General features: G+C 41.8%; 19 protein-coding genes, 1 tRNA gene and 1 CRISPR repeat array. Of the genes, 11 read left to right on the plus strand and 9 right to left on the minus strand.

Annotated elements, in window-relative coordinates:
• Positions 1-8: 8 nt before the first annotated feature.
• The 6 genes from MSI_RS08315 to hflK all read right to left on the minus strand — a co-directional run bounded on the left by MSI_RS08315 (position 9) and on the right by hflK (position 8,052).
• Positions 9-890 (minus strand): DMT family transporter, encoded by an 882-nt coding sequence (locus MSI_RS08315; RefSeq protein WP_009105755.1) that lies wholly within the window; start codon positions 888-890, stop codon positions 9-11.
• A 200-nt stretch (positions 891-1,090) separates the two neighbouring features.
• Positions 1,091-2,581 carry an acyl-CoA carboxylase subunit beta gene (locus MSI_RS08320; RefSeq protein ID WP_009105756.1) on the minus strand — a complete coding sequence of 497 codons (1,491 nt, stop codon included), beginning with the start codon at positions 2,579-2,581 and terminating at the stop codon, positions 1,091-1,093.
• A 313-nt stretch (positions 2,582-2,894) separates the two neighbouring features.
• A complete protein-coding gene (locus MSI_RS14015) occupies positions 2,895-4,334 on the minus strand; it encodes a GGDEF domain-containing protein (RefSeq protein WP_009105757.1) in 1,440 nt (479 codons plus the stop codon).
• A 52-nt stretch (positions 4,335-4,386) separates the two neighbouring features.
• Positions 4,387-6,060: a hypothetical protein gene (locus tag MSI_RS08330; protein ID WP_009105758.1), complete on the minus strand. Its 1,674-nt coding sequence runs from the start codon at positions 6,058-6,060 to the stop codon at positions 4,387-4,389.
• A gap of 11 nt (positions 6,061-6,071) precedes the next feature.
• A complete protein-coding gene (gene hflC / locus MSI_RS08335) occupies positions 6,072-7,061 on the minus strand; it encodes a protease modulator HflC (RefSeq protein WP_009105759.1) in 990 nt (329 codons plus the stop codon).
• A gap of 22 nt (positions 7,062-7,083) precedes the next feature.
• Entirely contained in the window at positions 7,084-8,052 is a 969-nt protein-coding gene (hflK, locus tag MSI_RS08340) for an FtsH protease activity modulator HflK (RefSeq protein ID WP_009105760.1), read from the minus strand.
• A 103-nt stretch (positions 8,053-8,155) separates the two neighbouring features.
• Here hflK and MSI_RS08345 point away from each other — a divergent pair, with 103 nt between their 5' ends.
• The 3 genes from MSI_RS08345 to MSI_RS08355 all read left to right on the plus strand — a co-directional run bounded on the left by MSI_RS08345 (position 8,156) and on the right by MSI_RS08355 (position 12,501).
• Positions 8,156-8,845, plus strand: coding sequence for a DUF4230 domain-containing protein (locus MSI_RS08345; protein WP_009105761.1), 690 nt, complete (start codon positions 8,156-8,158; stop codon positions 8,843-8,845).
• 19 nt (positions 8,846-8,864) lie between these two features.
• Complete coding sequence (locus MSI_RS08350) at positions 8,865-10,598, plus strand: ABC transporter ATP-binding protein (RefSeq protein ID WP_039924607.1); 1,734 nt, start codon at positions 8,865-8,867, stop codon at positions 10,596-10,598.
• A gap of 151 nt (positions 10,599-10,749) precedes the next feature.
• Positions 10,750-12,501, plus strand: coding sequence for an ABC transporter ATP-binding protein (locus MSI_RS08355; protein WP_009105763.1), 1,752 nt, complete (start codon positions 10,750-10,752; stop codon positions 12,499-12,501).
• 3 nt (positions 12,502-12,504) lie between these two features.
• Here MSI_RS08355 and MSI_RS08360 read toward each other — a convergent pair whose 3' ends face one another.
• The 3 genes from MSI_RS08360 to MSI_RS08370 form a co-directional block, all read right to left on the minus strand.
• A complete protein-coding gene (locus tag MSI_RS08360; RefSeq protein ID WP_009105764.1) occupies positions 12,505-13,644 on the minus strand; it encodes a hypothetical protein in 1,140 nt (379 codons plus the stop codon).
• A gap of 68 nt (positions 13,645-13,712) precedes the next feature.
• Positions 13,713-15,308, minus strand: coding sequence for a motility associated factor glycosyltransferase family protein (locus MSI_RS08365; RefSeq protein WP_009105765.1), 1,596 nt, complete (start codon positions 15,306-15,308; stop codon positions 13,713-13,715).
• Positions 15,289-17,166, minus strand: a complete 1,878-nt coding sequence (locus tag MSI_RS08370; protein ID WP_009105766.1) for a penicillin-binding protein — start codon at positions 17,164-17,166, stop codon at positions 15,289-15,291. Before MSI_RS08370 ends, MSI_RS08365 begins: the two co-directional genes overlap by 20 nt.
• Before the next feature lie 96 nt (positions 17,167-17,262).
• Here MSI_RS08370 and MSI_RS14020 point away from each other — a divergent pair, with 96 nt between their 5' ends.
• The 8 genes from MSI_RS14020 to MSI_RS08405 all read left to right on the plus strand — a co-directional run bounded on the left by MSI_RS14020 (position 17,263) and on the right by MSI_RS08405 (position 26,166).
• Positions 17,263-18,513 carry a peptidoglycan DD-metalloendopeptidase family protein gene (locus MSI_RS14020; RefSeq protein WP_009105767.1) on the plus strand — a complete coding sequence of 417 codons (1,251 nt, stop codon included), beginning with the start codon at positions 17,263-17,265 and terminating at the stop codon, positions 18,511-18,513.
• Positions 18,514-18,531: 18 nt separating this feature from the next.
• Complete coding sequence (locus MSI_RS08380; protein ID WP_009105768.1) at positions 18,532-18,774, plus strand: hypothetical protein; 243 nt, start codon at positions 18,532-18,534, stop codon at positions 18,772-18,774.
• Complete coding sequence (locus tag MSI_RS08385) at positions 18,771-20,978, plus strand: polysaccharide deacetylase family protein (protein ID WP_009105769.1); 2,208 nt, start codon at positions 18,771-18,773, stop codon at positions 20,976-20,978. The genes MSI_RS08380 and MSI_RS08385 overlap by 4 nt, the downstream gene beginning before the upstream one ends.
• 68 nt (positions 20,979-21,046) lie before the next feature.
• Positions 21,047-23,095, plus strand: a complete 2,049-nt coding sequence (gene fusA / locus MSI_RS08390) for an elongation factor G (RefSeq protein ID WP_009105770.1) — start codon at positions 21,047-21,049, stop codon at positions 23,093-23,095.
• Between the two features lie 189 nt (positions 23,096-23,284).
• Positions 23,285-23,366, plus strand: a tRNA-Leu gene (locus tag MSI_RS08395).
• A 53-nt stretch (positions 23,367-23,419) separates the two neighbouring features.
• On the plus strand, positions 23,420-24,373 hold the full coding sequence (locus MSI_RS08400; protein WP_009105771.1) for a DNA/RNA non-specific endonuclease: 954 nt from the start codon (positions 23,420-23,422) through the stop codon (positions 24,371-24,373).
• Positions 24,374-24,658: 285 nt separating this feature from the next.
• Complete coding sequence (locus MSI_RS14520) at positions 24,659-24,802, plus strand: hypothetical protein (protein ID WP_009105773.1); 144 nt, start codon at positions 24,659-24,661, stop codon at positions 24,800-24,802.
• Between the two features lie 1,094 nt (positions 24,803-25,896).
• Positions 25,897-26,166, plus strand: coding sequence for a hypothetical protein (locus MSI_RS08405; RefSeq protein ID WP_009105775.1), 270 nt, complete (start codon positions 25,897-25,899; stop codon positions 26,164-26,166).
• Positions 26,167-26,218: 52 nt separating this feature from the next.
• Positions 26,219-26,519: direct repeats of the CRISPR family, unit length 36 nt; unit sequence GTTGCAGGTTGACCGGAAGAATTAATCAGTTATAAT.
• Positions 26,520-26,524: the final 5 nt, after the last annotated feature.

A 26,524-nucleotide genomic window follows, 5' to 3' on the forward strand; every position in this document is an offset into this window, starting at 1 on the left:
GAGATTATTTACTGCTGGGTGTGCTCTCTTTTATTGTAGCAGAAATTGAGCACAGCCATGCTGATAATCACAGCGTAACCAGTTAGGCTCATCCAGTCTGGAATCATACCGAAAACAAAGAAACCGAAGCTTGCGGAAAAAATAATCTGAGAATAATCGTAAATACTTATTTCGCGGGCAGGGGCGTGGAAGTAAGCTGCTGTAATTGCAAATTGCCCGCATGCAGCCCAGATTCCCGCAAGAATCAGGAAAGTCAGCTGGAGGCCTGTCATCGGCTCCCAGTGCAAAATCATGTGAGGGACAGAAAGCAGGCAGGAATAAACAGAGAAAAATAAAACTATAACCTTACCGTTACATTTAAGCGAACTGAGCTTTCGCACGCAGGCATAGGCAAGTCCCGCTCCCACACCGCCAATAAAACCCGCAAGGGTAGGAAGGGTAGCAGAAAAATCAAAGCTTGGTTTTACAACAAGCATGGCGCCTAAAAAAGCCCCTGTAATCGCCAGCATAGGAACAAGGCGAACTTTTTCCTTCATCAAAAAAATGCTGAAAAATACGGCAAAAAATGGTGACATCTTGTTCAGAATTGCTGCATCCGAAAGCACAAGCCGGTCTATTGCATAGAAGTTCCCGAAAATCCCGATAGAGCCCGCCGTAGCGCGGATAAAAAGAAAAATGAGCGCCCCCTTAGGAATAGCAACCGACTCCCAGCCCTTTTCCCGCCCTTCCCGAATCAAAAATCCCAGCGCAATAATAAAAGAAACAGAATTACGGAAAAAAGCCTTCTGAATAAAATTAATTCCCCCCGCCAGCCGCACAAAAAGCGCCATAGCCGCAAAAGAGAAAGCCGAGATGATTAGGAAAATAATGCCTTTGCTTGTATTTGTCATAATGCCTTCTACAAAAAAAATCGGACTGCGGGTCCCAGCGACGGCGAAAATCAGGGTACCACCCCCTCACGGGTTCCCCCCTAATTTTCGCCTGCGTCCCACAGTCCAATTTTTTTGTATAATGTCTCCTGCCTTGCGCAAACCCATGACTTTTTTGAACCGCGCAGCGGAAGCCATGTTTTCCAACGCGGTGTTCTATATTAAAGAGGAATATTTCCGTGTTTTTTCAACGGTTTATCCATATTTGCTTTATCCAGCAAGAAGTCAAAACTCTTAACAATATACTTGCGGGTATCTTCCGGATTAATAACTTCAGAAATATATCCGCGTTTAGCAGCAATTTTTGGAGTCATAATCTCGTTCTTGTATTCTTCAGACTTCTGAGCAACTTCCTGAGCCTTGTTTGGATCAGCAAGTTCCTTAGCATACAGAATACCAATAGCACCTTCAGCACCCATAACGGCAATTTCAGATGCAGGCCAAGCGTAAACAAAGTCAGCACCAAGATGCTTAGAACACATAGCAATGTAAGCTCCACCGTAAGCCTTGCGGGTAATAACAGTTACCTTAGGCACAGTAGATTCAGAGTAAGCGTAAATTACCTTAGCACCGTGGCGGATAATACCCTTCTGCTCTTCCTGAGGACCAGGAATAAAGCCTGGAACATCAACAAAAGTAAGAAGAGGAATATTGTAAGCATCGCAGTAGCGAACGTGGCGAGCAATCTTATCAGAAGCATCACAGTCAAGAACACCACCCATTCCAGAAGGATTGTTAGCAACAATACCAACCGAGCGGCCGTCAACCTTAGCAAAACCAGTTACACAGTTCTTGGCGAACTCAGCAGAAGTTTCAAAGAATGAATCATCATCAGTTACGCAGTCAATAACCTGGCGGATATCATAGCCCTGACGTGGATTTTCCGGCAAAATCTCGTTAATGCGTTTTGCCTTTTTCTTTTCATCAAACTTAATTTTAGCAGCCTGAACAATCTCATCACCATAGTAGTGAGGAATGTAGTCCAGAAGCTTGCGAACCTGCTCGTAACAGTTCTGTTCAGTATCACAGCGGAACTGAGCAACGCCAGATTTCTGAGAGTGAATAGAAGCGCCACCCAAATCCTCAGCAGTAATGTCAAGGAACATTACAGATTTTACAACCTTAGGACCAGTAATAAAAAGCTGAGAAATCTTATCAACAGCAAAAATAAAGTCAGTAATTCCAGGGCTGTAAACCGCACCACCGGCACAAGGACCAGCGATAATAGAAATCTGAGGAACCGAACCAGAAGCGCGAACATTCTGATAGAACAAATCACCGTAACCGCAGAGTGCGTCAACACCTTCCTGAATACGTGCTCCACCCGAATCGTTAATTCCGATTACAGGGCAGCGGCTCTGAATAGCCTTGTCGATAAGTTCAGCAATTTTTTCGCCGTGCATAAGACCAAGCGAACCACCCTGAACAGTAAAATCCTGAGCATATACGGCAACCTTGCGGCCATTAATCTTTCCAAAACCAGTAATTACGCCATCATAAGGAATGTCCTTCTTTTCCATTCCAAAGCTAGTACAGTTGTGGCGCACGCCGGAATAAATCTCAACAAAAGTATCTTTATCACAAAGCGCATTAATGCGTTCAATAGCATGAAGTTTACCCTTCTGATGCTGTTTTTCAATATTGTATTCCATTTATTACCTCGTGCTCTTATAATATTACACATCCCGAATAAGTGTCAATATGACAAAAAATAAAGAAATGTCAAAGAAAAGCCTGTCTTAGAAAATAAAAAGGGTGGGGGGAAGTCTCCCCCTCGCTCCCAAGTCCTCACTCGCAAAGCTCGCTCCGGTCTTGTCCGCTACCCCCCTCTGCGGGGCTCAAACTCCGCCCCTGTTTAATATCGAAGAGCCGTTAAAAAAATTGCATTGCAATTTTTAGGCTCATCAAGAAACTCAACTCGAAACAATTAATTGTTTCGCAACGCCCGGCTGTTATTGAAGATAATTAAACTTCCCTTACGGCTTTCATCTGTTTTTTGCAGGCGTACATTTTCTGGTCGGCACGTTTGAAGACGCTGTCAACGCTCTTGTCAATCATCGGGTCGTAGAGGGCATAGCCAAGGGCGGCTGAAACTTTTTCCCAAGGTTCAAGCGTATCGTCAGCGGCATATTCTGCTAAAGCCTGATTAAACTCATTTGTAAGAGTAATGATATTCTGATAATCGTGGTCTTTTAGAATTACAACAAATTCATCGCCGCCGATTCTGAAAACAGGGGAGCGGTCAAAAACGTTGCAGACAAGATTACAGAGTTTTTGAATGGTAATATTTCCGTGCTCATGTCCGTAGGTGTCGTTTATTTTTTTCAGGAAATTCAAATCAATCATTGCAATTCCGAATGGCTCTGAACGCGAAGTTTCCATCATAAACTGCAGTTTCATCATTTCCTTATCGTAGGCAGTTTTGTTTCTGACTCCTGTCAGGGAATCTTTGTTTGCAAGCTCTGTCATCTGGCTTGCCTGCTTTTTCAAAAGTTCAGAATCAAGCTCTGCAGAAACTAAGTCTACAACATAATCCTGCATATCTTTTGTCATCTGTTCGATTGCCGTACAAAGATAGTAAACTTCATTTTTCTTTTTAATTTCAGGGGCATCAAACTGCAGCTGATTTATATTTCGCTGGCCGTGACTTTTCTGAGTAAAGGAAACGGCACTCTTTGCAAGTAATTTAATTGGTCTGGTAATATTTTTTCGTGACCATAAAAGAAAGGCAGCCATAAAGATAAGACCCAGAACAATAATTATAGCGGCTGTAACAAGAGCCTGAGTATTAAGCAGGGTTTTAAGCATTGTGATATCAATATCTACGCAAAGAAGGGCATATGGTCTGTTTTTTGCATCGCAAAGGGTAATTGCTCCTGTGTAATCTGTGCCCCATTCAGTTTTTTCTTCAAAAAACACAGGTTCCCTTTTTTCCATAATGGAAAAGTATACCTTTACAGTTTCCTGATCAAATTCATCATCACTAATCCAGCCTAAATAAAGATTTCCTTCTGTGTCGATATAGCGGTCGTAATAATTTTCTGCAGAAACAACGCTCATTACATTAGCGGTAGGATTTGTATTTAATGGCTTGATGATGTAAAGATAGTGGATGGAAAAATCTTCCTTAATTCCGTCCATGAATTTTTCAAGGGTATCATATTTAGGACTTCGTTCCCCGGTTTCAATGCATTTTTTTAAATCTTCTGCATCAATTGCTGTATCAACGTAATGCAATATATCTTTGATATAGGATTTGTAACCTTCATAAAGAGAGTATTGATAATTTAAGTGGCTGCCAACGCCAAGTACAACACAGAGAGTAATAATAAAAATAATACAGCCAATGGCGATGCTTCTTCCCAGTGGCTTGATTGTTCTCGTGACCTTCTTTTCAGTACCCATCACCCTTTATTATAACACTGATTTATAAAAGGTGTGAATTTTTTTCTTCAGACTAAAAAATTGAACGAAGGCGTTTTTCCTCATTTTCCATAACAGTATGGGAAGGAACCCACTGATAGCGGAAGCGAAGGCGGTCAACAGCCTTTACGACATCATCCTCTTCTGCTGCAAGTGCTTCGTAATATTCAGCCTTAAACTCAGCGGTATCAAAAGGAAGCAGCTGACTTCCTACATCAATTCCAGTAAGTACCCAGCGGTTTTTAAGCCAGGTAAGAATTACTTCTCCTGCGGCATATTCAACATCAATTGCACCAGTTTCTGTATTTGTTTGTACTATATAATAGGAAAGATTCAGCATAATTGTTGAATTATTTGTAATGCCTTCCTGATTTTTGTAAGGAAGAGGGCGGGCTTTTTTAGTTGTCGGGACTGCATCCAGAATAGATTTATAACCTTCGATTTCCAGGTTGGTTATTCCCCAGACGCTGGTGTTGGAATCTGAGATTTTGTCTTTAGCATAAAAAAACCATTTTTCCGGCTTCTGGTTCTGGCTTGTAAAAGTGTAGGCCTGACTTGCGGCGTCCGCAACGTGCATGTTGGTAATTGCCGTCAGATAACTTTTGAAAGGGCTGCCCTTTGATGCGGCCATCATCAGCTGAACGTCTTTTTCGTTGATAGACTGGAAAAAGCATTCTGTTACCTGCACCGGACTAAGCCCGATTGTTGTCGGCTGCTCAAAGTTTGATTTTATAATGCTTGCGGCAACAAGCCAGATGATTAAAAGCCCTGCTGCTACTGCAATTATTTTTGTAGAATTGCGGCGGATTCTTCTTTTTCTTTCGATTTTTGATTTTTGTGATTTTTTATATTCCTGGGCGCGGCTTAAAAATTCTTCTTCCGAAAGTTTTGTTCCATTACGGTTTTCACTTGCATTACTGTCTAAGGCTGTGGAAATCTCATCTATTAAATTACTATTAATAGTGCCCATATTCTCTTTTCGGATTGTTAAAGCTTTATTGATGGCTGCCGCCGCTTTGGGCTCAATTCCGTTTACAGCGTATTCTACCGGCAGAAAGTTCTGGTCAACTATATCTGCAGTTCTTTCTTCCTTATTAACGGCAGGGAAAGGGAACTGGCCGGTAAGAGCCTTGTAGACAAGAACTGCCTGCATATAGGTCTGGGCTGCAAGACTTTTGCTTTCTAAAAGAGGATTCTGATAAAAGCCCAGATAGAGGGCTGAAGTTTCCTGACTGAAGGCAGAAACTGAGTTTAAAAAGATTTCTTCGGGTAAAAATATCAGGCAGGCTTTAGTCTCGCTGATACTTAAAAGGATTCCGCCCCCGTTTTGCGGCAAGTGGACTCCCTTTTTTGCAGCGTATGAAAAGGCAGCGCAAAGCAGTTTTGCGGCTTTTACGTTACTGACAGCCTTATCCTGGGAGAGGGCAGCCAGCGGAGCTGCGGAAGGCTCATTATCTTCCATAAAATCAAAAATTCCTTCATAAAAGACAATGCTTTTTCCGCTTGCGTCCTTTTCGCTTATTATGCTGTCGAAATTCCAGTCTGAAAAAGTAAAGTCTGAGGCTGGCTTTCCATCCTCTGCTAAATGGCACTGGGCAATAATTCCTTTGGTGGAAATAAGGCTTGCGTATCTGGTTTTAGCAAAGCTTTCTTCTGTCATCCCTGAGCAAAGTTTAATTTTTTTTCCTGTAATTTCAATCAGCTGCATAATCTGTCCTGTTAGCGGCGTCCCTCAGCGTTGTACAAATACTTAAAGTAATCCATGTTTGTGCTGTAGGTTGCCTTGTAATCTTTGAGGTTATTTTTATAAGATTCCATGCTCTTCCAGAAGTTGTAGAATTCCGGATCCTTGTTGTAAGCAGAGGCGTAAATTGAAGCGGCCTGAGCGTCGGCATTACCCTTGATTTCCTCAGATTTTTTGTAAGCTTCAGAAGAAATTGAACGTTTGTCACTTTCAAGTTTACCAAGCCATTCAGCTTTTTTACCTTCACCGCGGGAACGGTAAGCCTGAGCAACCTGGTTTCTGTCCTTAATCATTCGGTTGAAAACTGAGTCTGTAAGCTCGTCAGAATATTTAATCTGGCGTGGAAGAATATCAATCAGTTCAATTCCGTATTCTGGAACAAGTTTGTTTGCTTCGGCAAGCATTTCCTTACACAAAACGCTGCGGCCTTTTGCAATCAGTTCGTTTTCTACGTTTGTGTTTACCAGAGCTTCAATTTCTTTTGACTCTTCATCATCGCCCTGAACTTCCTTCTGTTTTTCTTCATTAATTCCGTTTGATGAGCGTACGATTTCCGAAAGTCTGTTCTGGGTGATTACAGTGCGGGTAGAAGAGTCGATGATGTCTGAAAGGCGGTTGTAGGCGTTGTCTATGTTTGTAAAGCTCTGATAGAACTTTGCAGGATCTGAAATACGCCAGCGTGATGTAGTATCTACTATAATAAACTGATTTTCCTTTGTAGGAATGCGCTGCTCGTCGCCGTCAAGAGAAAGTACCAGTTTTGAATAGGTTGTTACCTGGTCAAGAAGGGGAACCTTAAAGTAAAGGCCGGCCTCTGTGTGAGTATCTACAATTGAACCAAAGCGGGTTACTACAACCTGATTTCCTTCATTTACAATGTAAAGAGGTCCCATAAAAAGAAGAATTACTGCCAGAATGAGAATTGTAAAAAATCCTGTGAAAAATTTTGTAGTTGATTTTGCCATAATTATACCTCCTGCCGTCGCCTTAGTTTTTCTTATCCTGGAATGTCTTAACCGGCACAAGATTCTGAAGTTTTCCGTCAATAAGTTCAGGCTTTATGTCTGCGCCAAAAATCTCGTCCATTGTTTCAAGGTAGATTCGCTCGCGGGTTACCTTTGGTGATTTTCTGTATTCGTCGTAAACGGCGTTGAAGCGGGCAACATCACCCTTTGCCATGTTTACGCGTTCTGCGGCATAACCTTCTGCAACCTGAATCATACGGTCTGCTTCACCCTGAGCCTTAGGAATTTCTGCGTTGTAAGATTCCTTACCTTCGTTTACAAGACGGTTCATATCCTGAATGGCCTTGTTTACGTCTTCAAAGGCGTCCTGAACTCCGCTAGGAGGCACGATATTCTGAAGCTTTACTGCAATTACGCTGATTCCAAGTCCCAGTGATTCAAAATTTTCGTTCATCATGTTCTGGGCAAGATTTTCGATGTTGGAACGTTCGCTACCCATTACAGAAAGGATGGCGCGGTCACCAACCAGAGTGTTGATTGCGCTGCGGGAAATATCGCGGATTGTCTGGCGTTTTTCGCTTACACCGAAGAGCCACTGCTTAGGATCAACAATTCGGTACTGAATAATCCATTCTACGTCAACGATGTTAAGGTCTCCTGTGAGCATTGTGCTTTCTGTTGAAATATTGTTTTTGTATTCGTTATTGCGGCCGGCTTTTACGGTTTTGAAGCCAAACTGTTCTGTCTGAACAACCTTTACCGGCACGTTGTAGTTTCTTTCAATTCCAAATGGAAGTTTTGTGTGAAGACCAGAGCCTGTGGTGTAGGCATAGCGGCCAAGACGGGTTACAACTGCCTGCTCGGTTTCATCTACCACATAAAAACTTGTAAGCCCTGCAAGAGCAAGAATTCCCAGGAATATCAGGGTTCCCAGAAAACTCTTTCCAAAAGATTTGTGCTTTTTTACCTTGATGATTTTTTCTTCAGCCATCAAAATCCTCCACAATTTAAAATAAAATGCTTTTTAATAAAAATATAAAATATATAGAAAATAAACAATTAAAAAATGATTAAAATGTGTTATATTTATCACTATGGAAAAGAAAAAGACAGAAGAAAAATCACTTTTGAAAAAGGCTGAAAAATTACGTAATAATGCGCCTGTAAAAAATACTGCGACAAATCCTCATCCAATTCTTGCAAAGGTTGCCCTGAGAATTGCTACAATAATAACCCTTACTCTGGTTGCCGCCTTTGTTTTAATGATAATTCTGCCAAATCTAAAGAAGACTTTTTTTACTCCTAAAAAGGAACTTCACGAGGCAATGGTAACTCAGCAGCTTTTGAGTGTTCAGGAGCTGATTACCCAGAAGTATCGTTACAGCGATATTATCACACTCAAAAAATCCATTATGTTTTCAAAAAGCTACAGTATCGTAAAGTTTACTGGAATAATCCGGGCTGGAATAAGCGATGTTTCTAAAATAAAATTTAAGATAATTGATTCCTACAACGGAACTAAATCTATAAGGCTTAAGCTTCCTAGATCTGAAATTCTTGGAAACGATATTGTTGAACAGGCTGTTTTTGATGAAAAGCGCAGTCTTTTTGTTCCAATTACAACTCAGGAAATTTTTGATGAAATTGACCTTGTAAGAAATAATATTGCAGAAGAAATTGTAGGTGAGGGCTTTTTAAATGATGCCGACTCTTCTGCCAAAAAAACAATTACACAGATGATGTACGCCCTGGGCTTTGAAGCTGTGGAGGTTAGCCTTGAGTAAAGTAAATCTTCTTAAGGGCATGCAAAAGCGCTATGTCCTGACAACTTTACTTTCTCCTCTTTCTATGATTGGCGAAGTCTGTATGGAAGTTTCAATTCCCTTTATCATGGCAAAAATAATTGATATAGGGATTGCGGGGCGTGATATTCCTTACGTTACCAAAACCGGTCTTTTTATGGTTGGACTTGCCGTTATTTCTCTTTTGTTCGGCTGCGCGGGTTCCTTTCTTGCGGCTTACTCTTCCCAGGGCTTTGCAAAAAATCTTCGCCAGCGTATTTACTGTAAAATTCAGGGCTTTTCATTTTCCAATCTTGATAAGTTCAGTACGGCTTCCCTTGTAACCCGTCTTACAACTGACATTACAATGTGCACTAACGTTTACCAGATGCTTATAAGAATCTGCATCCGCTCTCCTTTTATGATGATTGCAGGCTGTCTTATGGCCTTTAAGATTAATACAGAGCTTGCCTTGATTTTTCTGATTGCCGTTCCTTTTCTTGCGGTGGCAATTCTTCTTCTTTCAACTTTTGCTCATCCCCGTTTTTTGAAGATGATGAAAACCTATGACGGACTTAATGCATCGGTTCAGGAAAATCTTGTGGGAATCAGAATTGTAAAGGCTTATGTCCGCGATGAATTTGAATTTAAGAAGTTTGAAAAGGCCGCGGAAGAATTATGCAATGCCCAGTACAGGGCAGAAAAAATCATAATCTGGATGATTCCCCTTATGCAGCTGGTAATGTACCTTACTATGTCTGCGGTTGTATGGTTTGGCGGTCACAAGGTTGTTTTTGGCTCTATGACTGCGGGCCAGCTTATCAGCTTTTTTGCCTATGTAACTCAGATTCTGATGTCGCTGATGATGCTGGGAATGATTTTTGTATCGCTGGTAATGGTTCGTGCTTCTGCCGGACGAATTAAAGAAGTTCTTGCAGAAGAAAGCGATATAAAATCACCGGAATCTGCTGCTGTAACAAGCGTAAAAGACGGCAGCATAGAATTCCGCGATGTAAGTTTTGGCTATAATAACCGTTATGATAATCTGGTGTTGGAAAACATCACTTTGAAAATTGAAAGCGGTCAGGTAGTTGGAATTATCGGCGGAACCGGTTCTTCTAAAACGACCCTTATTTCCCTGATTCCCCGCCTTTACGATGCCCTTAGCGGTATGATTTTTGTGGGCGGAGAAGATGTCCGAAATTATGATTTAAAAGCCTTGCGTGACGGAGTTGCTCTTGTGCTTCAGAAAAACGTGCTTTTTTCGGGAAGTATTAAGGAAAACCTGCGCTGGGGAAATGAAAAGGCGAGTGACCAGGAAGTTGAGCTTGCCTGTCAGGCTGCCGATGCAGATTCTTTTATAAAATCCTTCCCGGACGGATATGATACTGTACTTGGTCAGGGCGGAGTAAATGTATCCGGTGGTCAGAAGCAGAGACTTTGCATTGCCCGGGCTCTTTTAAAGAAGCCGAAAATCCTTATCCTTGATGACAGCACAAGTGCGGTTGATACTGCAACTGAAGGAAGAATCAGAGCTTCACTTAAAAGTATTGCTCCGGGAACTACAAAAATCATCATTGCCCAGAGAATTTCTTCTGTAAAAGATGCAGATATAATTTTTGTTCTTGATGAAGGAAAATTAAACGGAATGGGAAGTCACGAAGAACTTTTGAGGAATAATAAAATCTATCGTGAAGTTTATGAAAGTCAGCAGCAGGGAAGCGGCGACGCAGACATGCTTCCTGAAAAAATGTAAGGAGCCGCACCGTGCCGCCAAGTAAACATAAGGGCTTTGCAAAGCCAAAAAATACAAAAAAGGTTCTCTTTCGCATCCTTTCTTACATGGGAAAATTTAAAGCCCTCTGGCTTTTGGTTTTCTTTTTGTAAGTGTCAGTTCTTTTGCGGGAGTGGCGGGAACCTATATCTTAAAGCCTGCCATTAATGATTATATTATTCCTCTGATTGGTCAGAAGTCTCCTGATTTTTCCTCTTTTAAGGAACTTCTTGTAAAGGTTCTGATCATTTTTGCCTGCGGAGTTTCTGCCAGCTGGGCAAATCAGCGGGTTATGATTTTTATAGGGACAAGGCTTTTATTAAATATCCGCGAAGATTTATTTTACAAGCTGCAGAAGCTTCCCCTTCGTTTTTACGATTCTCATACTCACGGTGAACTGATGTCCCGTTTTACAAACGATACAGATGCCCTCCGCGAAATGATGAGCCATACGGTTCCCCAGCTTTTATCTTCTGTAATTTCTGTTACCGCGGTTTTTGTAATGATGCTGGTGCTTTCTCCTCTTTTAACTCTTGTCATGATTGTAACCATGGTTTTGATGACTCTTCTTGCAGGCTGGACTGGAAAAAAATCTGCAGCCTCTTTCAGAAAAAATCAAAAGGCAATCGGCGAGCTTAACGGTTTTATAGAAGAAATGATTGAAGGCCAGAAGGTTATCAAGGTTTTTAATTATGAAGATAAGGCTATAGAGCGTTTTGAAAAACTGAATGAAGAGCTTTGTAAGGCAGGAACTTCTGCCAATACTTTCGGCGGTATTCTTGGCCCTCTGATGAATAATCTGAGTCATGCCCAGTATGCAATTGTCGCTGTCTTTGCAGCCTTCCGCGTTATTGCGGGGCATATGGACTTGGGAACAGTTGCAGCCTTTTTGCAGTATACAAGAAGTTTCAGTCAGCCTGTCTCAATGATGAGCCAGCAGGCAACAAGCCTTTTGAATGCCCTTGCCGGTGCGGAACGCATTTTTGCAATAATTGATGAAGAAGCCGAAATCGATGAAGGAAAGATAAGCCTTGTAAATGCCTATGATGCAAAAACTTCTGACGGAAAATTACATCTTGTTCAGTCTTTTGCAAAAACCGGCGAATGGGCCTGGAGAAATCCTGCGGATGGAAGTCTTACCCGTCTTAGGGGTGAAGTTATTTTTGACCACGTAACCTTTGGTTATAAAGCTGAAAAAACAATTCTTCACGATTTGTGCATTCACGCAAAACCGGGACATAAAATTGCCTTTGTTGGTTCTACTGGTTCGGGAAAGACAACTACAATTAATCTTCTTACCCGCTTTTATGATATTCCTCAAGGTCAGGGGCGCATTCTGCTGGATGGGTTCCCTATTAATCAGATAAGTAAGGCAAGCCTTCGCCAGTCTTTTGGAATGGTTCAGCAGAATACTCATTTGTTTACGGGAACTATCCGCGAAAATATCCGCTACGGAAATCTTGAAGCAAGCGATTTACAGGTTTACGAGGCAGCCCGTCTTTCTAATGCCGACTCCTTTATCCGCCATCTGGAAAATGGTTATGACACTGTAATTACCGGTGACGGCGCTTCTTTGAGTCAGGGACAGCGTCAGCTTTTGGCAATTGCCCGTGCTGCGGTTGCAAATCCGCCTGTTTTAATTCTGGACGAAGCAACTTCTTCTATTGATACCCGAACCGAAGCATTGATTGAAAAGGGAATGGACAGCCTGATGAAGGGGCGGACAACCTTTGTAATTGCCCATCGCCTTTCTACCGTCCGCAATGCCGATGAAATTATCGTTCTTGAACAGGGAAAAATAATTGAGCGCGGTACTCACGAAGAGCTGATTGCCCAGAAGGGCCGCTATCACTTTTTGTATAGCGGCAATCTGATGGATGAGTAAAAGTTAGAACTTCCAGGTTGCATAAAGGGGAACTTCGTAGCCCCAGTACCAGTCAGAAAGACTCTTGTCTTTTTTATCTGTGCCACACTGCATGCAGGTAATTATGCTTCCTGCAGATACTGTGCATTTTCCAAAGGTCAGCCAGAGACGGGGATAAAGGGCAAAGGTCTGACGGCTTAAGCCGCTGTCTTTTTCATTGATGGCTGCGTAGTAGTAAAAACGCGGCTTAAAGGCTAGGTGCTCTATAATAGGAATAAGAGCCTGGGTTCCGGAATAAAGGGGAATATAGTCTCCTTCCTTTGAATGACCGGCCTCTGCTTCTTCTGTAATTTCTACCTTTCCAAGATTAAAGCTTACATTAATAGAAGCAAGATGACATTTCTGGAGTTCAGTCTGATTATAATTGCTTACATTTTTGAAAGTGCTGTTTGCAACGTAAGGGGCTGCATTATAAGAATAAGCGGCAAAGAATTTAGCTTTAGATACAAAGCCTGTCCAGTTCGGGCTGTAGAGGGCAGAAGCCGCAAAAGAAAAATCCTCTTTTATAAAATCTTGAAAGGCTGAAAAACCAAGTTCTAAAGGAAGATTTTCTGAAAGAGTTTTGAAGTTGTAACTTAGGGCTGCTGCAAGGGAGAAGGAAGTCTTAAAGGAGGTGTAAGTTTCCGTTACAGGAAGGGCAAGCCCTCCACCAAAACCCTTGTAATCAAACTTTGTGCCCACTCCGCTTTTTCCCCAGCGGCTGTTTCCTGTATAGATTTCTGCAAGGGCAAAATAGCCGCCCGGAAGATAATATGAATAAAGTTTTCCGGCTGCAATTTCAAAAATATCGTTACCTGCAGGACGGACTTTTATGTAGGCTCTTTTTATGTCAATTTTCTGCTGCTCTTCTTCATCTTTTGCAACTGAATTAAGGCGGTAATAAATTTTTCCGGCTGCGGTGACGTAATTATTTCCCTGAATGATATCGCCCCAAAGGTAGGCCCCGCCAAACTGATTGTCTGTATCCTGATGAAGGCCGTTTTTATCAATGGTGACTGGATTTTCAATCGGATCCAGACCAATGCCGACAAGAGTTTTATTTGCTGGTTTTGCAAAAAGAAGGGAACTTGAAGCTGCAAAAATAAGTACAAACGTTTTTTTCATAAAAGAACTCCGCAAAAAGGTTTGGAGAATAATATAAAAAGAATTATAGAGCGTCAATCTGGTATGACTTAAAAGTAGTCGCGGAGGAAGGAAGCGTTTTCAAAAAACTCGCTGTTGGGGAAGGTGTCTTTTATAGCTTTCAGGCTGTGCTCAGAGGCTGGCTCTGGCATTTTTGCGGCAAGAAAGGCTTCTTTTTGCCCTGTGATTTCTGGCAGGGCAAGGGCATCCTGCAATTTGCAGACTTCAATTCCCGGAATTTTCATGCTCTGAGGGCAGAGGGTAAAGGTTTTTGTATCCGGGCAGTTGGCAAGACGGGCTTCGAACCACCAGGCGAACATCTTCATGCGGCTGTCGGTTGTAACGCGCTCTCCAAGATAGTTTTCTGCGGGACTGGCGTTAGCACTAAAGAGAGTAGCAGCGGTAAAGTTTTCTACGGTGCGTGTACGTCGTGCAAGGGTATGGAAGGTCTGTTCGGCACTGCTGCCCTTTATATGAGTCTGTTTTGAAGGAAAACTCAAATCAAGGCCTGCTGTGAAGATTTTTTTTGCACCGCAAAAATATGCAAAGTTCCAGGCTGCCGAGGCAACAGAACCGCCGGTTCCTAAATCGCCCAGATCTAGAGAAAGTTTTTTTTCAAAATACTGGCCCACCGGAAACTGGCTTTTACAGAGCATTATTTTTTTACATGGGAAGCGGAAAACTGCGGGGTAGGCGCTTACTTCTGTAATTAAAACTGATTCCGGGGCAGAAAGCCCTGCAATATGGCGGAAGGCCCAGAATTGAGGATCCATCAGCATAATAAAATCCGGCTGAATGCCATTTTTTAAGAGAGTGTGCAGGGCTGTCTCTACGCAGATAATTACCATGCGTTTTTTAAGTTCTGCAAGATGAGGAAGTATGCCTTCTAAACTTGGCCCGGCTCCTACAATCAAAAATGGAACTTCTTTGCCTGCATTCTTAAAGCCTGCAAGTCCCTGACAGCGGGTCAGCTGGTCGATATTTTTTCTGCTGTTACGTACCCAGAGTTTTCCAAACTTTTTGAGGGTGGCTGCATTAATTTCGTTTTTGCGCTGGTTTCGCTTTATGATTGTGCGTACATCATTAAAGTATTCTGCCGCATGGTTTGTAAAGGCGGGGAGGTCAAAAAAGAAGGTATCGTTTACCCCTGTGTTGCCCACGTTTACGCGGGAAGAATCTTCTATTAAAGAGAGCACGCTTTCCTGCGGGCAGCCTACAGCTAAGATAAGTTTTTCGTGGGCAAAAACTTCGCTCCAGTCTAAAAGTAAAAATGCTCCCAGCAGGTGGAGTAAATCCGGCTCTAAAAGCACTAATTTTTTATCCGGATATTTTTTGCAGAACTCGATTACCTGCCAGCCAAGCCCAAAACCGTAAAAAAGCGCGCTGGACTTTTCTGCCACTGCGGTCTGAGCTACTGCGTTTGAGGCTTCGCGTGAAGGATTGTAGAGGGAGTGCAGGGCAGTGCCGCCTTCCCTTGCAGATATATCCCCGTTTTTTGCCGTTAAAACTTCCCACTTAAGAGAACTAATTAATGCGGCGCTGCCCTCTTCATCCTTTATTGCGCTTATTTCTTTTTTGCACATTTCAAAAAGGGCAGGAAAGCGGCTGCGGAAGGCTTCCAGATTTTTATTCCAGATTGAGTTCAATTACCATGTCCTCCGAAACTGGAGTTCCCGGTGCAGGATTCTGGCTTGTAACCCATCCGCTTCCGTTGATTATAAAATGAACGTCTTTACGGGTAATAAGTGGGAGCAGGTCTTTTTTAGACTTTCCGATAAGATTTGGAACGTAAGAGCCCATTGTTACGGCCTGATTCTGGCGGATGTTGATGACGCCCGAATGTTCAAAAGAAGCTGCCTTTTCGCGGCTCATACCAAGGTGGTCAATAATTACGTCAGCGGCCTCTGCAATTACAGGGGCAACAATACGGCCGGCGTAAGTTTCGCCCTTTGCCTTTGTAACAACGATATAAAGTACAATTTGCGGATTTTCAATCGGGAAGATCGAAATACAGTTTGAAAGGAAGTCTGTTGTAGAGTAACCGCCGTGAACCTTATCTGCCATCTGGGCTGTACCGGTTTTTACACCAATGCTTACGTCGTGAAGGTTTGCGCGGGCACCTGTACCGGTTGTTGCCGTAGTTTCCATACAGCTGAGAACGTAATCGGCAGTTGCCTTAGAAAAATTGCGGCTTTTGTATTCCGGAGTGTGCTCGTAGAATACGGTTCCGTCTTTGTTTGTAATTTTATGAATAAAAGTAAGCTGAACAGGAACACCGCCGTTTGCAATTGCAGAGGCTGCCTGCACCATCTGCAGGGCGCTTACTGTAATTTCCTGTCCGATTGCAATAGTAGGTTTAGAACGTGCCGACCAGCTCTTGCTGTCTGTGTCTTTTACAACGCCGCTTGTTTCGCCAGGGAGTTCTACGCCTGTCTTTGTGCCAAAGCCCAGCTGGCGGATGCGGGCAATAAAGTCATCGTCGTAAACGCGGTCTGCAATCTGGCCAAGAGCGTCGTTGCAGGAGAAGCGCAGGGCATCGCGCGGAGTACACCAGCCGTGGTGTTCCAGACATTTGATTCGGATTCGCTCGCCGCTGGAAAGCTTTTTTTCGTAAACGCCGTCGCAGAGGAAGCTGTCGTTAGGGCTGATTCCGTGCTGGTCGTAGGCAATTCCAACTGTAAAAATCTTAAATACAGAACCAGGCTCATAAGAGTACATTGCAGGGCGGTCCATGCGGCTTTCTTCTGTAGATTCGCCGTATTCGTTCAAATCAACAGAAGGCAGGCTGATATAAGAAAGAATTTCGCCTGTGGTACAGTCTGCCGCTACAAGCATCATGCTTTCTGCCTGAGTATTTGCCATTGTTTTATAGGCAATCTGTTCAAGCTTGTACTGAAGGTTTGCGTCAATTGTAAGGTAAATGTTTCTTCCTTGTTCCTGCTGGGCTGGATCTTCAGAAATATCCGGCTGCAAAATCTTTTGCTGGCTGAATTCAATTCCTGCAAGACCTTTTCCGTCGTTTCCCATATAGCCGATCAGCTGGGATGCGAGGGCGTGGTTAGGGTAGTTGCGGCCGGGAATCTTTTCGTAACTTACAAAATTGTAGTTTTTATCCTCGGTGATTTTTTTCAGGGCTTCGTATTCTGTCTGAACAATTTTTTTCTTAAGGTAGACAAAGCTTTTTTTTGTATCCAGAAGTTCATTGAGCTGGCTTTCGCTCATGTTGAGAAGGGGAGCTACATCACTTGTAAAAGCCTCCCTTACTTTTTTATTGTCGCGGATATTTCTAAGCGTTACGCCTACATGGTAAAAATTTGTCTGAACTGCAAGGGGAAAACCCGAACGGTCTACAATTGATCCTCTTTCTACGATTTCTCTTGCCGGACTGGAAGCGCTTACAGGCAGCATTGCAAGCTTTGCATAACGGATTAAAATTGCACCAATACAGAGTCCGCAGCAGATAAAAAAGAAAACAGTCTGTTTTTTCTTGAAGAAATCATTCATAAAAGGATTATTCCCGCCCACTTTCTACTATATAACGAATTACTGAAAATTTCTATTTATTCTAAACAAATTCTGTAATTTTCCGATATTGGATTTATGGAAATAATAAGTTTTGTACAGGATAAACCTGCTGTCAGAAAATTTAATCTTCCTTTGTTTTCAAAAAGTGGACGAGAAAGAAGTGAAAGCTCATATTTTCGCATGGGAGCCTTTTCTCCTGCCGGCAGAAATATGCGCAGACGGGAAATCTATCCGACAGAACTTAAAACTTTTGCAGTAAAAGCTGTTTCAGGCCCTTTTAATTTACGCATTTTCTTAATGGAAACAGGTCGAGCGGTTTCTGAATTTATTCAGCTGCTTTTTGAAAATTCCTTCAGCATTTTTAAGGTTCTGCTTGCAGTCCTTCTTCTTGTAATGATGATAATTGGCGGGCAGCGTGCCTATAATTATTTCAATAATTTTACAGGACCTCTTTCTATTCAGAAGACAGATGAAATCAGTATAGAAAAACTCAATCAGCTTATGTCTGATTTTGCCCTTGAAGTTCAGCAGGAAATTGATGAAAGCGGAAAAATTGCCGAAGCTGCAATTCCTCTCCGTTCAAATTATACCTCTCCTGTAACTTATCAGACTTACAAGGTTCAGAGCGGTGATACAATCGGTGGTATTGCCAGAAAATTCAAGCTTTCAAATGTTTCTACCCTTATTTCGGTAAATGATATCAGTAATGTCCGTCAGCTTTGTGCAGGTCAGAAACTCAAAATCCCAAGCATTGACGGAATTATTTACACTGTAAAAGGCGGAGATTCAATCAACAGCATTGTAGAAAAGAATAAAATCAGCCTTAAGCAGCTTCTGGATGTAAACGACCTTTCAAGCGAAGTCCTGCATGCCGGTCAGCAGCTCTTTTTACCGGGTGCTTCACTTGACCAGAAAACCCTTAAAACTGCAATGGGCGACCGCTTTATCATGCCTATTTCTGCCCGTTTCCGCTGGTCTTCTCCTTACGGCTGGCGTGAAGACCCGATTGCTCATGTAAAATCCTTCCACACGGGAACAGATATGGCTTGTCCTACAGGAACTCCAATCCTTGCTTCAATGAGTGGAAAGGTTATTACAACAGGAATCAACCGTGTTTACGGAAACTACGTAATTATAGATCACGGAAACGGATATCAGACCCTCTATGCCCATATGTCAAAAATCATTGCTTCAAAAGGTCAGTGGGTAAGTCAGGGAACTAGAATTGGTCTTGTAGGTTCGACCGGCTATTCAACCGGACCACACCTGCATTTTACGGTTTATAAAAATGGAAAAATGGTGAACCCTATGTCGGTTCTCAAATAGGGAAAAGGGAGGCTGAAAATGAAAAAGGAAATTTGCAAAGACTGCGGAAAACTTATTGATTCCACTTTCTTGTACTGCCCATGGTGCGGACATTCCAGAATCAGAAGAAATGAAAAAACTTCTGCCAACCTGCGCTATCTTGAATTTTTACGTCAGCAGGAAGAAAACCGCAAACGTCAGCTCAGACAGATGGAAAACCAGCTGAACGATCTGGAAAAGGAACTTTCTGTTTTAGTTTTAAGTGCGGAGATGCATAGATGATGAAGAAAAAAAACGTAAGTCTTCTTGCCGGCATTTTACTGTCGGCTTTTTCGGTTTTACCCCTGCCAGGTCTTTTTGCAACAATTTCCTTTGAAAAAAGCGATATAAATCAGAATGATGAACTCTTGTTTACTGCCAGCCAGAATGCCCTTGGTTCAGCAAATTATACCTCTCTATTTTATTCAAAAATCAAAAACGGCGAAGTGCCTCTTCAGCCCGAGCTTATAACTTATTATCCGGAGCAGATGGAACTGCTGGAAGGCGGCAATATCCTTCAGCTTCGTAACCGTTTTGGTACCGCCCGCTATGACCGTAAAAATGAAAGCCTTAAGTGGGTAAAAAAGATTTCGGGCTTACCTGAAAATATCATGCCGACTGCTCCTTATCAGGCCAGCCCTGACGGGAAATGGTTCTGCAAAATAGAAAAAACAGAAATCTGCTCAGGCCGTCTTGTCGTAGAACGCTCTTCTGATGCAAAAAGAATTGTCCTTGCAGAGAAAATCCTTAATTCTTATGAATCGCTTCCTGTAAAGTGGTCGCCTGACAGCAGCATTCTTTTGTATGAAAAAAACGGCGCCGTATATTTTTGTAATCCCGAGGCGCTTTCCCGCGGTGTCGAAATTGAAGAACGCTTCAGAAAAATCGGGCGTGGTACAATCAATTGCGTAAGCTGGGGCTCAGAAAAATTTCTTGCCTATGTTGATGATTACCTTCTTTATAGAATCAGTACAAAGGAAATGTATACAATCGGTCTTTATGCCGGAATCATAGGGCAGGGAAAGGCAATAGGACGCCTTCCTTTCCGTTTTAATCCTCTTTCTGATAAGGTTTTTGCCAACAAGGATGTAACTTCTATTGTAACAGTTCAGAATAACAGACTCTTTTCTTACCTGACTATTCAGAGCCTTTCCTGTGATTATATGGACGTAATTTATTCCCGTCCTTACACAGATTCCTCTGCCTCTCTTAAAGAAGCCTTTGTTTTCTGGGATAAAGATGAAAATCCTATTCTGTGGCAGGAAAAACTTCCTTATCTTGGCAGCCTTGAAAAGGGAAGTGTTTACCGACTTGGTGCCCAGCCAAAACTGGTGCTTGAAATTTCTGATTCAGGCCGCCCATGCCTTTCTCCAGACGGAAGCCGGGTTGCAGTTTTTTCTGAAAACGACATTTATATTTATGATATAAATTCCTGGCAGTGTATTGCAGAGCTTGAAGGGGAGAGGGTAACAAGTGCCCTCTGGCTTGACCGCAATCAGCTTTATGTCGGAGGAACCCAGCGCCTTCGTTTGTGGAACCTTCTTTCCAACAATGCTGAAACAATCTGCCTTTCAAGTGCAAACGACTGCTACTGGTATGGCGATGACAATAAAATTTATGCCAGTGTAAGCGGCGGTTCCTATTACCGCTTTAATTCCGCAAAAGGAACCTGGGCTCCTGTAGCTGCACCTGCACGAATCAATGCCCTTTCCCAGAACGGACGTTACCGTGTTTTTGTAGGAAGTACCCAGAATCCCCGCTATGAAAATGCGCTTTATATCAGATCTTTGAGTGCAGAAACCGTAACAAAGCCTGTTTATCCTTTGAGTGTTGAAAAACAACCTGCAAAAAAGAAGGTTGCCCTTATTTTTGATGCCAGTGATAATTCAGACGGACTTCCTCAGATTCTTTCTGCCCTTAAGAAGTACAATGTAAAGGGAACTTTCTTTATCAACGGAGAATTTATCCGCCGTTATCCTCTTGAAACAAAGCAGATTGTTCAGAACGGTCAGAAATGTGCTTCAATGTTCTTTACAACCTCAGATTTGACTTCTCCGGGCTTTGCAATGACAGAAGATTTTATCCGCCGTGGCCTTGCCCGTAACGAAGATGAGTTCTATCAGGCAACCGGAACTGAACTGAACCTTTACTGGCATGCTCCGGATTACAAGGTTACCGATGCAATAAAAGAATACGGAAAACTCGCCGGTTATTCTTATGTAAATAATAATTTCAAATATTCAGATACTGATATTCAGACCATTAAGCCTGAAATCCTGATAAACGAGTACAATTCAATTTTGAAATTTGCAAATTATGGAATTATTCCGGTTTCTGTCGGCTATTCAACCGGCATTCACGAAGACCCTCTTTATGCTCACATGGATTTGCTTATCAGTTCGCTTCTGGATGCAGGTTATGAGATTGTAGAATTAGAGAAATTGTAGGCTATATTTATTAATTTGATAAAATCCGCTATATTTATTCCTACACTTTTTAAATTTGGAGACCTATCATGTCTTTAGACAAAATGCGCAACATCGGTATTATGGCGCATATCGATGCAGGAAAAACAACAACAACAGAACGCATCCTTTTTTACACAGGAAAAATTCATAAAATCGGCGAAATTGATGACGGTCAGGCAACAATGGACTGGATGGCTCAGGAACAGGAACGTGGTATTACAATCTGTTCAGCAGCCACAACAACTTACTGGAAAAATTATCAGATAAACATTATCGACACTCCGGGCCACGTAGACTTTACTGCAGAAGTTGAACGCTCTCTCCGCGTATTGGACGGTGCTGTTGCAGTAATCTGTGCGGTTGATGGTGTTCAGCCTCAGACAGAAACTGTATGGAAGCAGGCTGATGAGTTTGCCGTTCCACGTCTCTGCTTTATGAATAAAATGGACCGAATTGGTGCAGACTTCTTCGGCTCTATGGAAGACGTACATAACAAGTTTGGAGTAGAAACTCTTGCCTTGCAGATTCCTATCGGAGAAGGCGCAGATTTTGAAGGCGTTATTGACCTTCTTAAAATGAAAGAGCTTCGTTTTGAAGGTGATGAAGGCGAAAAGGTAGTAGAAAGTGATATTGATTCTTCCCGCCTTGCTCAGGCTCAGGAATGGCGCGAAAAGCTGGTAGAAACTGTTGCCGGCAGCGATGATGAACTTATGGAAATCTATCTTGAAGGCGGCGACATTTCTCTTGAACAGCTTAAAAAGGCAATCCGCAAGGGTACAATCAGCCGTGCCTTTGTTCCATTTGTAATGGGAAGCGCCCGCCACAATCAGGGTGTTCAGCCTTTGATTGACGCTGTAATCGACTTCCTTCCTTGTCCTACAGATGTTCCTCCTGCAAAAGGACTTCGTGTTAAAAAAGATACTCAGGAAGATGTAGAAGTTCCTTGCGATCCTTCAAAAATGGCACTTGGTCTTGTATTTAAGATTCAGTATGACCGTGAAATGGGCCCACTTTGTTATGTGCGCATGTACTCAGGAAAAATCCAGAATGGTATTCAGATTTACAACATCAATAAAAAGAAGCGTGAGCGCGTAAACCGCATTCTTCGTATGCATGCCGATAAATCAGAGCCTTGCGATTCAATCAGCGCAGGTGATATTGCTGTATTTATCGGACTTAAGCTTGCTCAGACAGGTGATACAATCGGTTCAGAGGCTTTCCCAGTATTGCTGGAACAGCCTAAGTTCCCTCAGCCGGTAATTTCTGTTGCCCTTGAGCCTGAAAGCATGAGCGAGCGCGATAAAATGAACGAAACTCTTGAAATCCTCAGCCGCGAAGACCCAACCTTTACAAGCCATGAAGATGCAGAAACAGGTCAGCTTATTATCAGCGGTATGGGTGAGCTTCACCTTGACGTTCTTGTTACCCGTATGCGCGATGATTTTGGCGTAAAATGTAATGTAGGTGCTCCTCAGGTAACTTACCGCGAATCTGTAAGCGGTTCTGCTACTGCTTCAGAAGAGTTCAGCCGTGTTCTTGCAGGAAAAGAAAATACTGCCGGCCTTACAATCACTGTTGAACAGCGCGAGCAGGGCAGCGGTAACCTCTTTGTTAATGAAGTTAAACAGGGCAATATTCCTGATGAAATTTTTGATTCAATTAAGAATGGCTTTGAAAGTGCCCTTAATTCAGGTATTAAATACGGTTATCCTTGTACAGACGTTGCTGTAAAAGTTACTAAGATTGATTACAACGAGCTTACATCTTCTACCTTTGCCTTTGAAGCATGTGCAGCCCAGGTTTTTGATAAGGCTTGTACTGCCGCAAATCCAATTATCCTTGAACCTGTAATGAACGTTGATATTTCTTGTCCAAAAGAGTTTGTAGGACCTGCTTCAAGCCAGCTTTCTCAGCGTGGCGGAAACATTATGGGACAGGATTCAAAATCAACCGGCGATATTATTCACGCTCAGGCTCCTATGGCTAAAATGTTCGGATTCTCTACAAATCTTCGTTCTGCAACTCAGGGACGTGCAAGCTTCTCTATGGAGTTCAGCCACTTCCAGGAGAAGGTTGGAGGGCTGGAAAGTTACTAAACTGGTCTATTAATAACCAGGAAAATAAAATCGTGGGACGCAGGTGAAAATTAAGGGGGGACCCGTGAGGGGAGATACCTTGATTTTCGCCGTCGCTGGGACCCGCGATTTTTTTTATTTTTTTTCAAATTTTACTGTTTAATGTATTGACACTTTTAGTAATTTTCTATATATTTAATATCACATTCCGCGGGGGTGGTGGAATTGGTAGACACGCAAGCTTGAGGTGCTTGTGGCGTAAGTCGTGGCCGTTCAAGTCGGCTCCTCCGCAAAAGGCTGTCAGTTTTGACAGCCTTTTTTCTTTTTAAATCAAATGGACTGAAAATGGCTAAGAGAAAAAATCATAAATCTTCCGGACTTAAAGTTTTTTTATTCTTCCTTCTTGTTCTTATAGTTACTACATACTTTTATAAAAGGGAATATTTTTCAGAGGTAAAAAATTACGTAAAATCGTATGCTGAAAATCTTATCGAAGAGGCTGCTTCTTTTTCTTCTGATGAAAAAATTGCTTCAGACTCTGGAAAGAAATATATCCTTCTTCCCAAAGGACTTGAACTTCCTCTTTGTCCTGCAAAAGAGCACGCAGAGGATCACGAAATCCGCAATTTCACCAATTATTCCATCTGTTACCGTGAAACTTATGAACAGGCTGAGTGGTCTGCCTACAGCCTTTCTTATCAGCAGCTGGAAAAGAAGGCTACCCGTTCCAATGATTTTCGCCCTGATCCTGCTATTTCTACAGGCTCTGCAAGTCTTTCTGATTATAAAGCTTCTGGTTATGACCGCGGGCATCTTACCCCCGCCGCTGATATGTCCTTCAGTGAACTTGCCATGAGTGAAAGTTTTTATATGAGCAATATGAGTCCCCAGGCTCCCCAGTTTAATCGTGGAATCTGGAAAGACCTTGAAACTCAGGTTCGTCTCTGGGCAGAAAAGTTCGGAAAGCTTTATGTTGTTTCAGGCCCTGTATTAGACAAAACTGCCAGCGACTATAAAACAATCGGCGAAAATAAGGTTGCCGTTCCGGAAGCCTATTATAAGGTAATTCTTGTCCCTCTTTATGAAGATGAGGCTGATAAGTCCACTTCCGATGATGCTGCCTCTATTACCGCCATCGGCTTTATAATTCCAAATCAAAAGTGCGAAGATGATTTCTGGTCTTATGCCGTCAGCGTAGATAAAGTTGAGTCCGTAACCGGCTTAGATTTTTACTCCCTTCTTCCTGATTCTGTAGAAAATGAGGTTGAAGGGCTGTTTGAGCTGGAAATGTGGAAATAATGAAAAAAGATTTTTTTGTTGGTAAAAACTATTTGCAGATAATTTCATTCTTTTTTGTTTATTATTTAAATAGGGTGTAATATATCCGTAAGGAGGTTTTATATGATTGAAGCATTTGTTTCTGTTTTTGGAGTAATTATTTGTTTGATTATTGCAATAAAAGCCTCAAAAGATGATGCTTCTACAACATATGATTCCGTTCCTGATCCAGATGATGATTGAAAAATCAATGTCAGAGCGTCTAGTTTGCCTTTTATAAAAATCTTACTTCAAAGGAGGTGAAAAATGATTTTTCTTATCAGTATTTTAGTAACCTTTCTTCTTTGGAAATTTATAATCCTACCCTGGGCAAAACATGATAGCGAAATAAACGCTAAAGAAAACGAAGAACTTTTTAAATGGTTATATCCCGATGCTCAGGAAAGCTGAAAAGATGATGAACATGGCGAAAACGAACATGAAATAGTTTATGACAGTAATTGAAGAGGGAGGCCATGACAGAGATTTTAATAATAATTACACTTATTCTTATTTTTCGCTATGCTTGGAAACATCCTGAACAAGAAGAAAATTCTTCAGATGATGACGTTATTATCGACTGATTACTAGATGATTAACTAAATTTTCATTTTAAAATAGAGAGCTGAATCAACTGAAAAGTTCTTATTGAGGCACTGTTGGCGTTATGAATTCTTTTTATAAGTTTTTCTAGTCTATACAGTTCCAACACAGTAATGGCAAGTTCAGAATACCATAATGAGTTTCTTTTTTAGTTTTGTGTCCAGCCCTGTCTGAATGGACGGGTATTTTTATATTCTTACTACCTGCTGGTCTACTTATTATAGCCATCCTATACGTTCAGCAAAAATCAGTATTAAAGCAATAATAATTCCCCTTACAATAGATTCCAAAGTAATTTTAAGGAATGCTTTTAATTTTGTTGACATAATCGCCCCCTAGGGGTAAACTTTGAAAGAAAGGTGAGGCGGTCTGCAAACCAACCCCACCTGCTCCCGTTAGATGTTCTTACTGATAATCAGTAAGATAACACCTATTAGGATTTCGACAACGGCTCTGTAAAGCTCTCGTACAGCTTTTTTCAGAGCCTTTTTTGTTGTCTCTTTCACTGTTTACCCCCTTTATTAAGATTCTTTCCGGTGCAACGCACCTTATATTTATAAGATATCCTATTATTATAAATATGTATAGAACTTTTTATAATAATAGGATATCTTCTGCTGCATCATTTCCCTAAGCTTCTGAAATCGAAATGTGATACAACATTTGCTAGAATCATAATTTGACTGAATGAAGTAACCAGTTATAATATGATATAGACAAGAGAAACCTCATGGAAGGTTAATGGTTTGTCGGAGTAATTAATCAGTTATAATAATTCAAGTGGGCAACAGAAGCACAATTTAGTTGCAGGTTGACCGGAGAAATTAATCAGTTATAATGCATGGGCGCGGATAAGGATTTTGAGTCTTTTATCATCGGGCTTTTAATGAGGTTGTAAAATTATGTTTACGATTAAGGGAATAATAGACGGCGAAGAATTACGACTCACCTATAATGACGGCGAAATATCGGGCGACTCTAAAGCAATAGCAAGGACGCTTACAGAAAATCGCAAAGACTACGGATATTTAGGACTATTCCCGGACGCGACAGACCGTAATTATTTAAACGAGGAAGTACCGGCTTATTATTTAATTTATAATCATGTATTCGAGAAAGTGACCGAGCACCGTAAAGACTGGCCGCCCGAAGATATAAACGCAGTTTATTAAATCTACAAACAACCCCACCAACGCCAAAACAACGCGCGAGTTTGGCTTTTTTGTTGCAGGTTGACCGGAAGAATTAATCAGTTATAATAATATTCATCGGGACGAATAACCATAACAGGTTGCAGGTTGACCGGAAGAATTAATCAGTTATAATATTTCATATTAAAAATGTCAGATTAGAAAAGTTGCAGGTTGACCGGAAGAATTAATCAGTTATAATCCATCGTTGTCATGTAGTTTTAATTCATTTGTTGCAGGTTGACCGGAAGAATTAATCAGTTATAATGGAAGTCAAGATCTTTTATATCAGCAAGCTAGTTGCAGGTTGACCGGAAGAATTAATCAGTTATAATCTTTT

Source organism: Treponema sp. JC4, from assembly GCF_000260795.1.
Taxonomy (GTDB): Bacteria; Spirochaetota; Spirochaetia; order Treponematales; family Treponemataceae; genus Treponema_D.

Excerpts from the sequence above, each read along its gene's own strand:
- MSI_RS08315 (WP_009105755.1), bottom strand. The coding sequence starts at position 890 with ATGACAAATACAAGCAAAGGCATTATTTTCCTAATCATCTCGGCTTTC.
- MSI_RS08320 (WP_009105756.1), bottom strand. The coding sequence starts at position 2,581 with ATGGAATACAATATTGAAAAACAGCATCAGAAGGGTAAACTTCATGCT.
- MSI_RS14015 (WP_009105757.1), bottom strand. The coding sequence starts at position 4,334 with ATGGGTACTGAAAAGAAGGTCACGAGAACAATCAAGCCACTGGGAAGA.
- MSI_RS08330 (WP_009105758.1), bottom strand. The coding sequence starts at position 6,060 with ATGCAGCTGATTGAAATTACAGGAAAAAAAATTAAACTTTGCTCAGGG.
- hflC (WP_009105759.1), bottom strand. The coding sequence starts at position 7,061 with ATGGCAAAATCAACTACAAAATTTTTCACAGGATTTTTTACAATTCTC.
- hflK (WP_009105760.1), bottom strand. The coding sequence starts at position 8,052 with ATGGCTGAAGAAAAAATCATCAAGGTAAAAAAGCACAAATCTTTTGGA.
- MSI_RS08345 (WP_009105761.1), top strand. The coding sequence starts at position 8,156 with ATGGAAAAGAAAAAGACAGAAGAAAAATCACTTTTGAAAAAGGCTGAA.
- MSI_RS08350 (WP_039924607.1), top strand. The coding sequence starts at position 8,865 with ATGCAAAAGCGCTATGTCCTGACAACTTTACTTTCTCCTCTTTCTATG.
- MSI_RS08360 (WP_009105764.1), bottom strand. The coding sequence starts at position 13,644 with ATGAAAAAAACGTTTGTACTTATTTTTGCAGCTTCAAGTTCCCTTCTT.
- MSI_RS08370 (WP_009105766.1), bottom strand. The coding sequence starts at position 17,166 with ATGAATGATTTCTTCAAGAAAAAACAGACTGTTTTCTTTTTTATCTGC.
- MSI_RS14020 (WP_009105767.1), top strand. The coding sequence starts at position 17,263 with ATGGAAATAATAAGTTTTGTACAGGATAAACCTGCTGTCAGAAAATTT.
- MSI_RS08380 (WP_009105768.1), top strand. The coding sequence starts at position 18,532 with ATGAAAAAGGAAATTTGCAAAGACTGCGGAAAACTTATTGATTCCACT.
- MSI_RS08385 (WP_009105769.1), top strand. The coding sequence starts at position 18,771 with ATGATGAAGAAAAAAAACGTAAGTCTTCTTGCCGGCATTTTACTGTCG.
- fusA (WP_009105770.1), top strand. The coding sequence starts at position 21,047 with ATGTCTTTAGACAAAATGCGCAACATCGGTATTATGGCGCATATCGAT.
- MSI_RS08400 (WP_009105771.1), top strand. The coding sequence starts at position 23,420 with ATGGCTAAGAGAAAAAATCATAAATCTTCCGGACTTAAAGTTTTTTTA.
- MSI_RS14520 (WP_009105773.1), top strand. The coding sequence starts at position 24,659 with ATGATTTTTCTTATCAGTATTTTAGTAACCTTTCTTCTTTGGAAATTT.
- MSI_RS08405 (WP_009105775.1), top strand. The coding sequence starts at position 25,897 with ATGTTTACGATTAAGGGAATAATAGACGGCGAAGAATTACGACTCACC.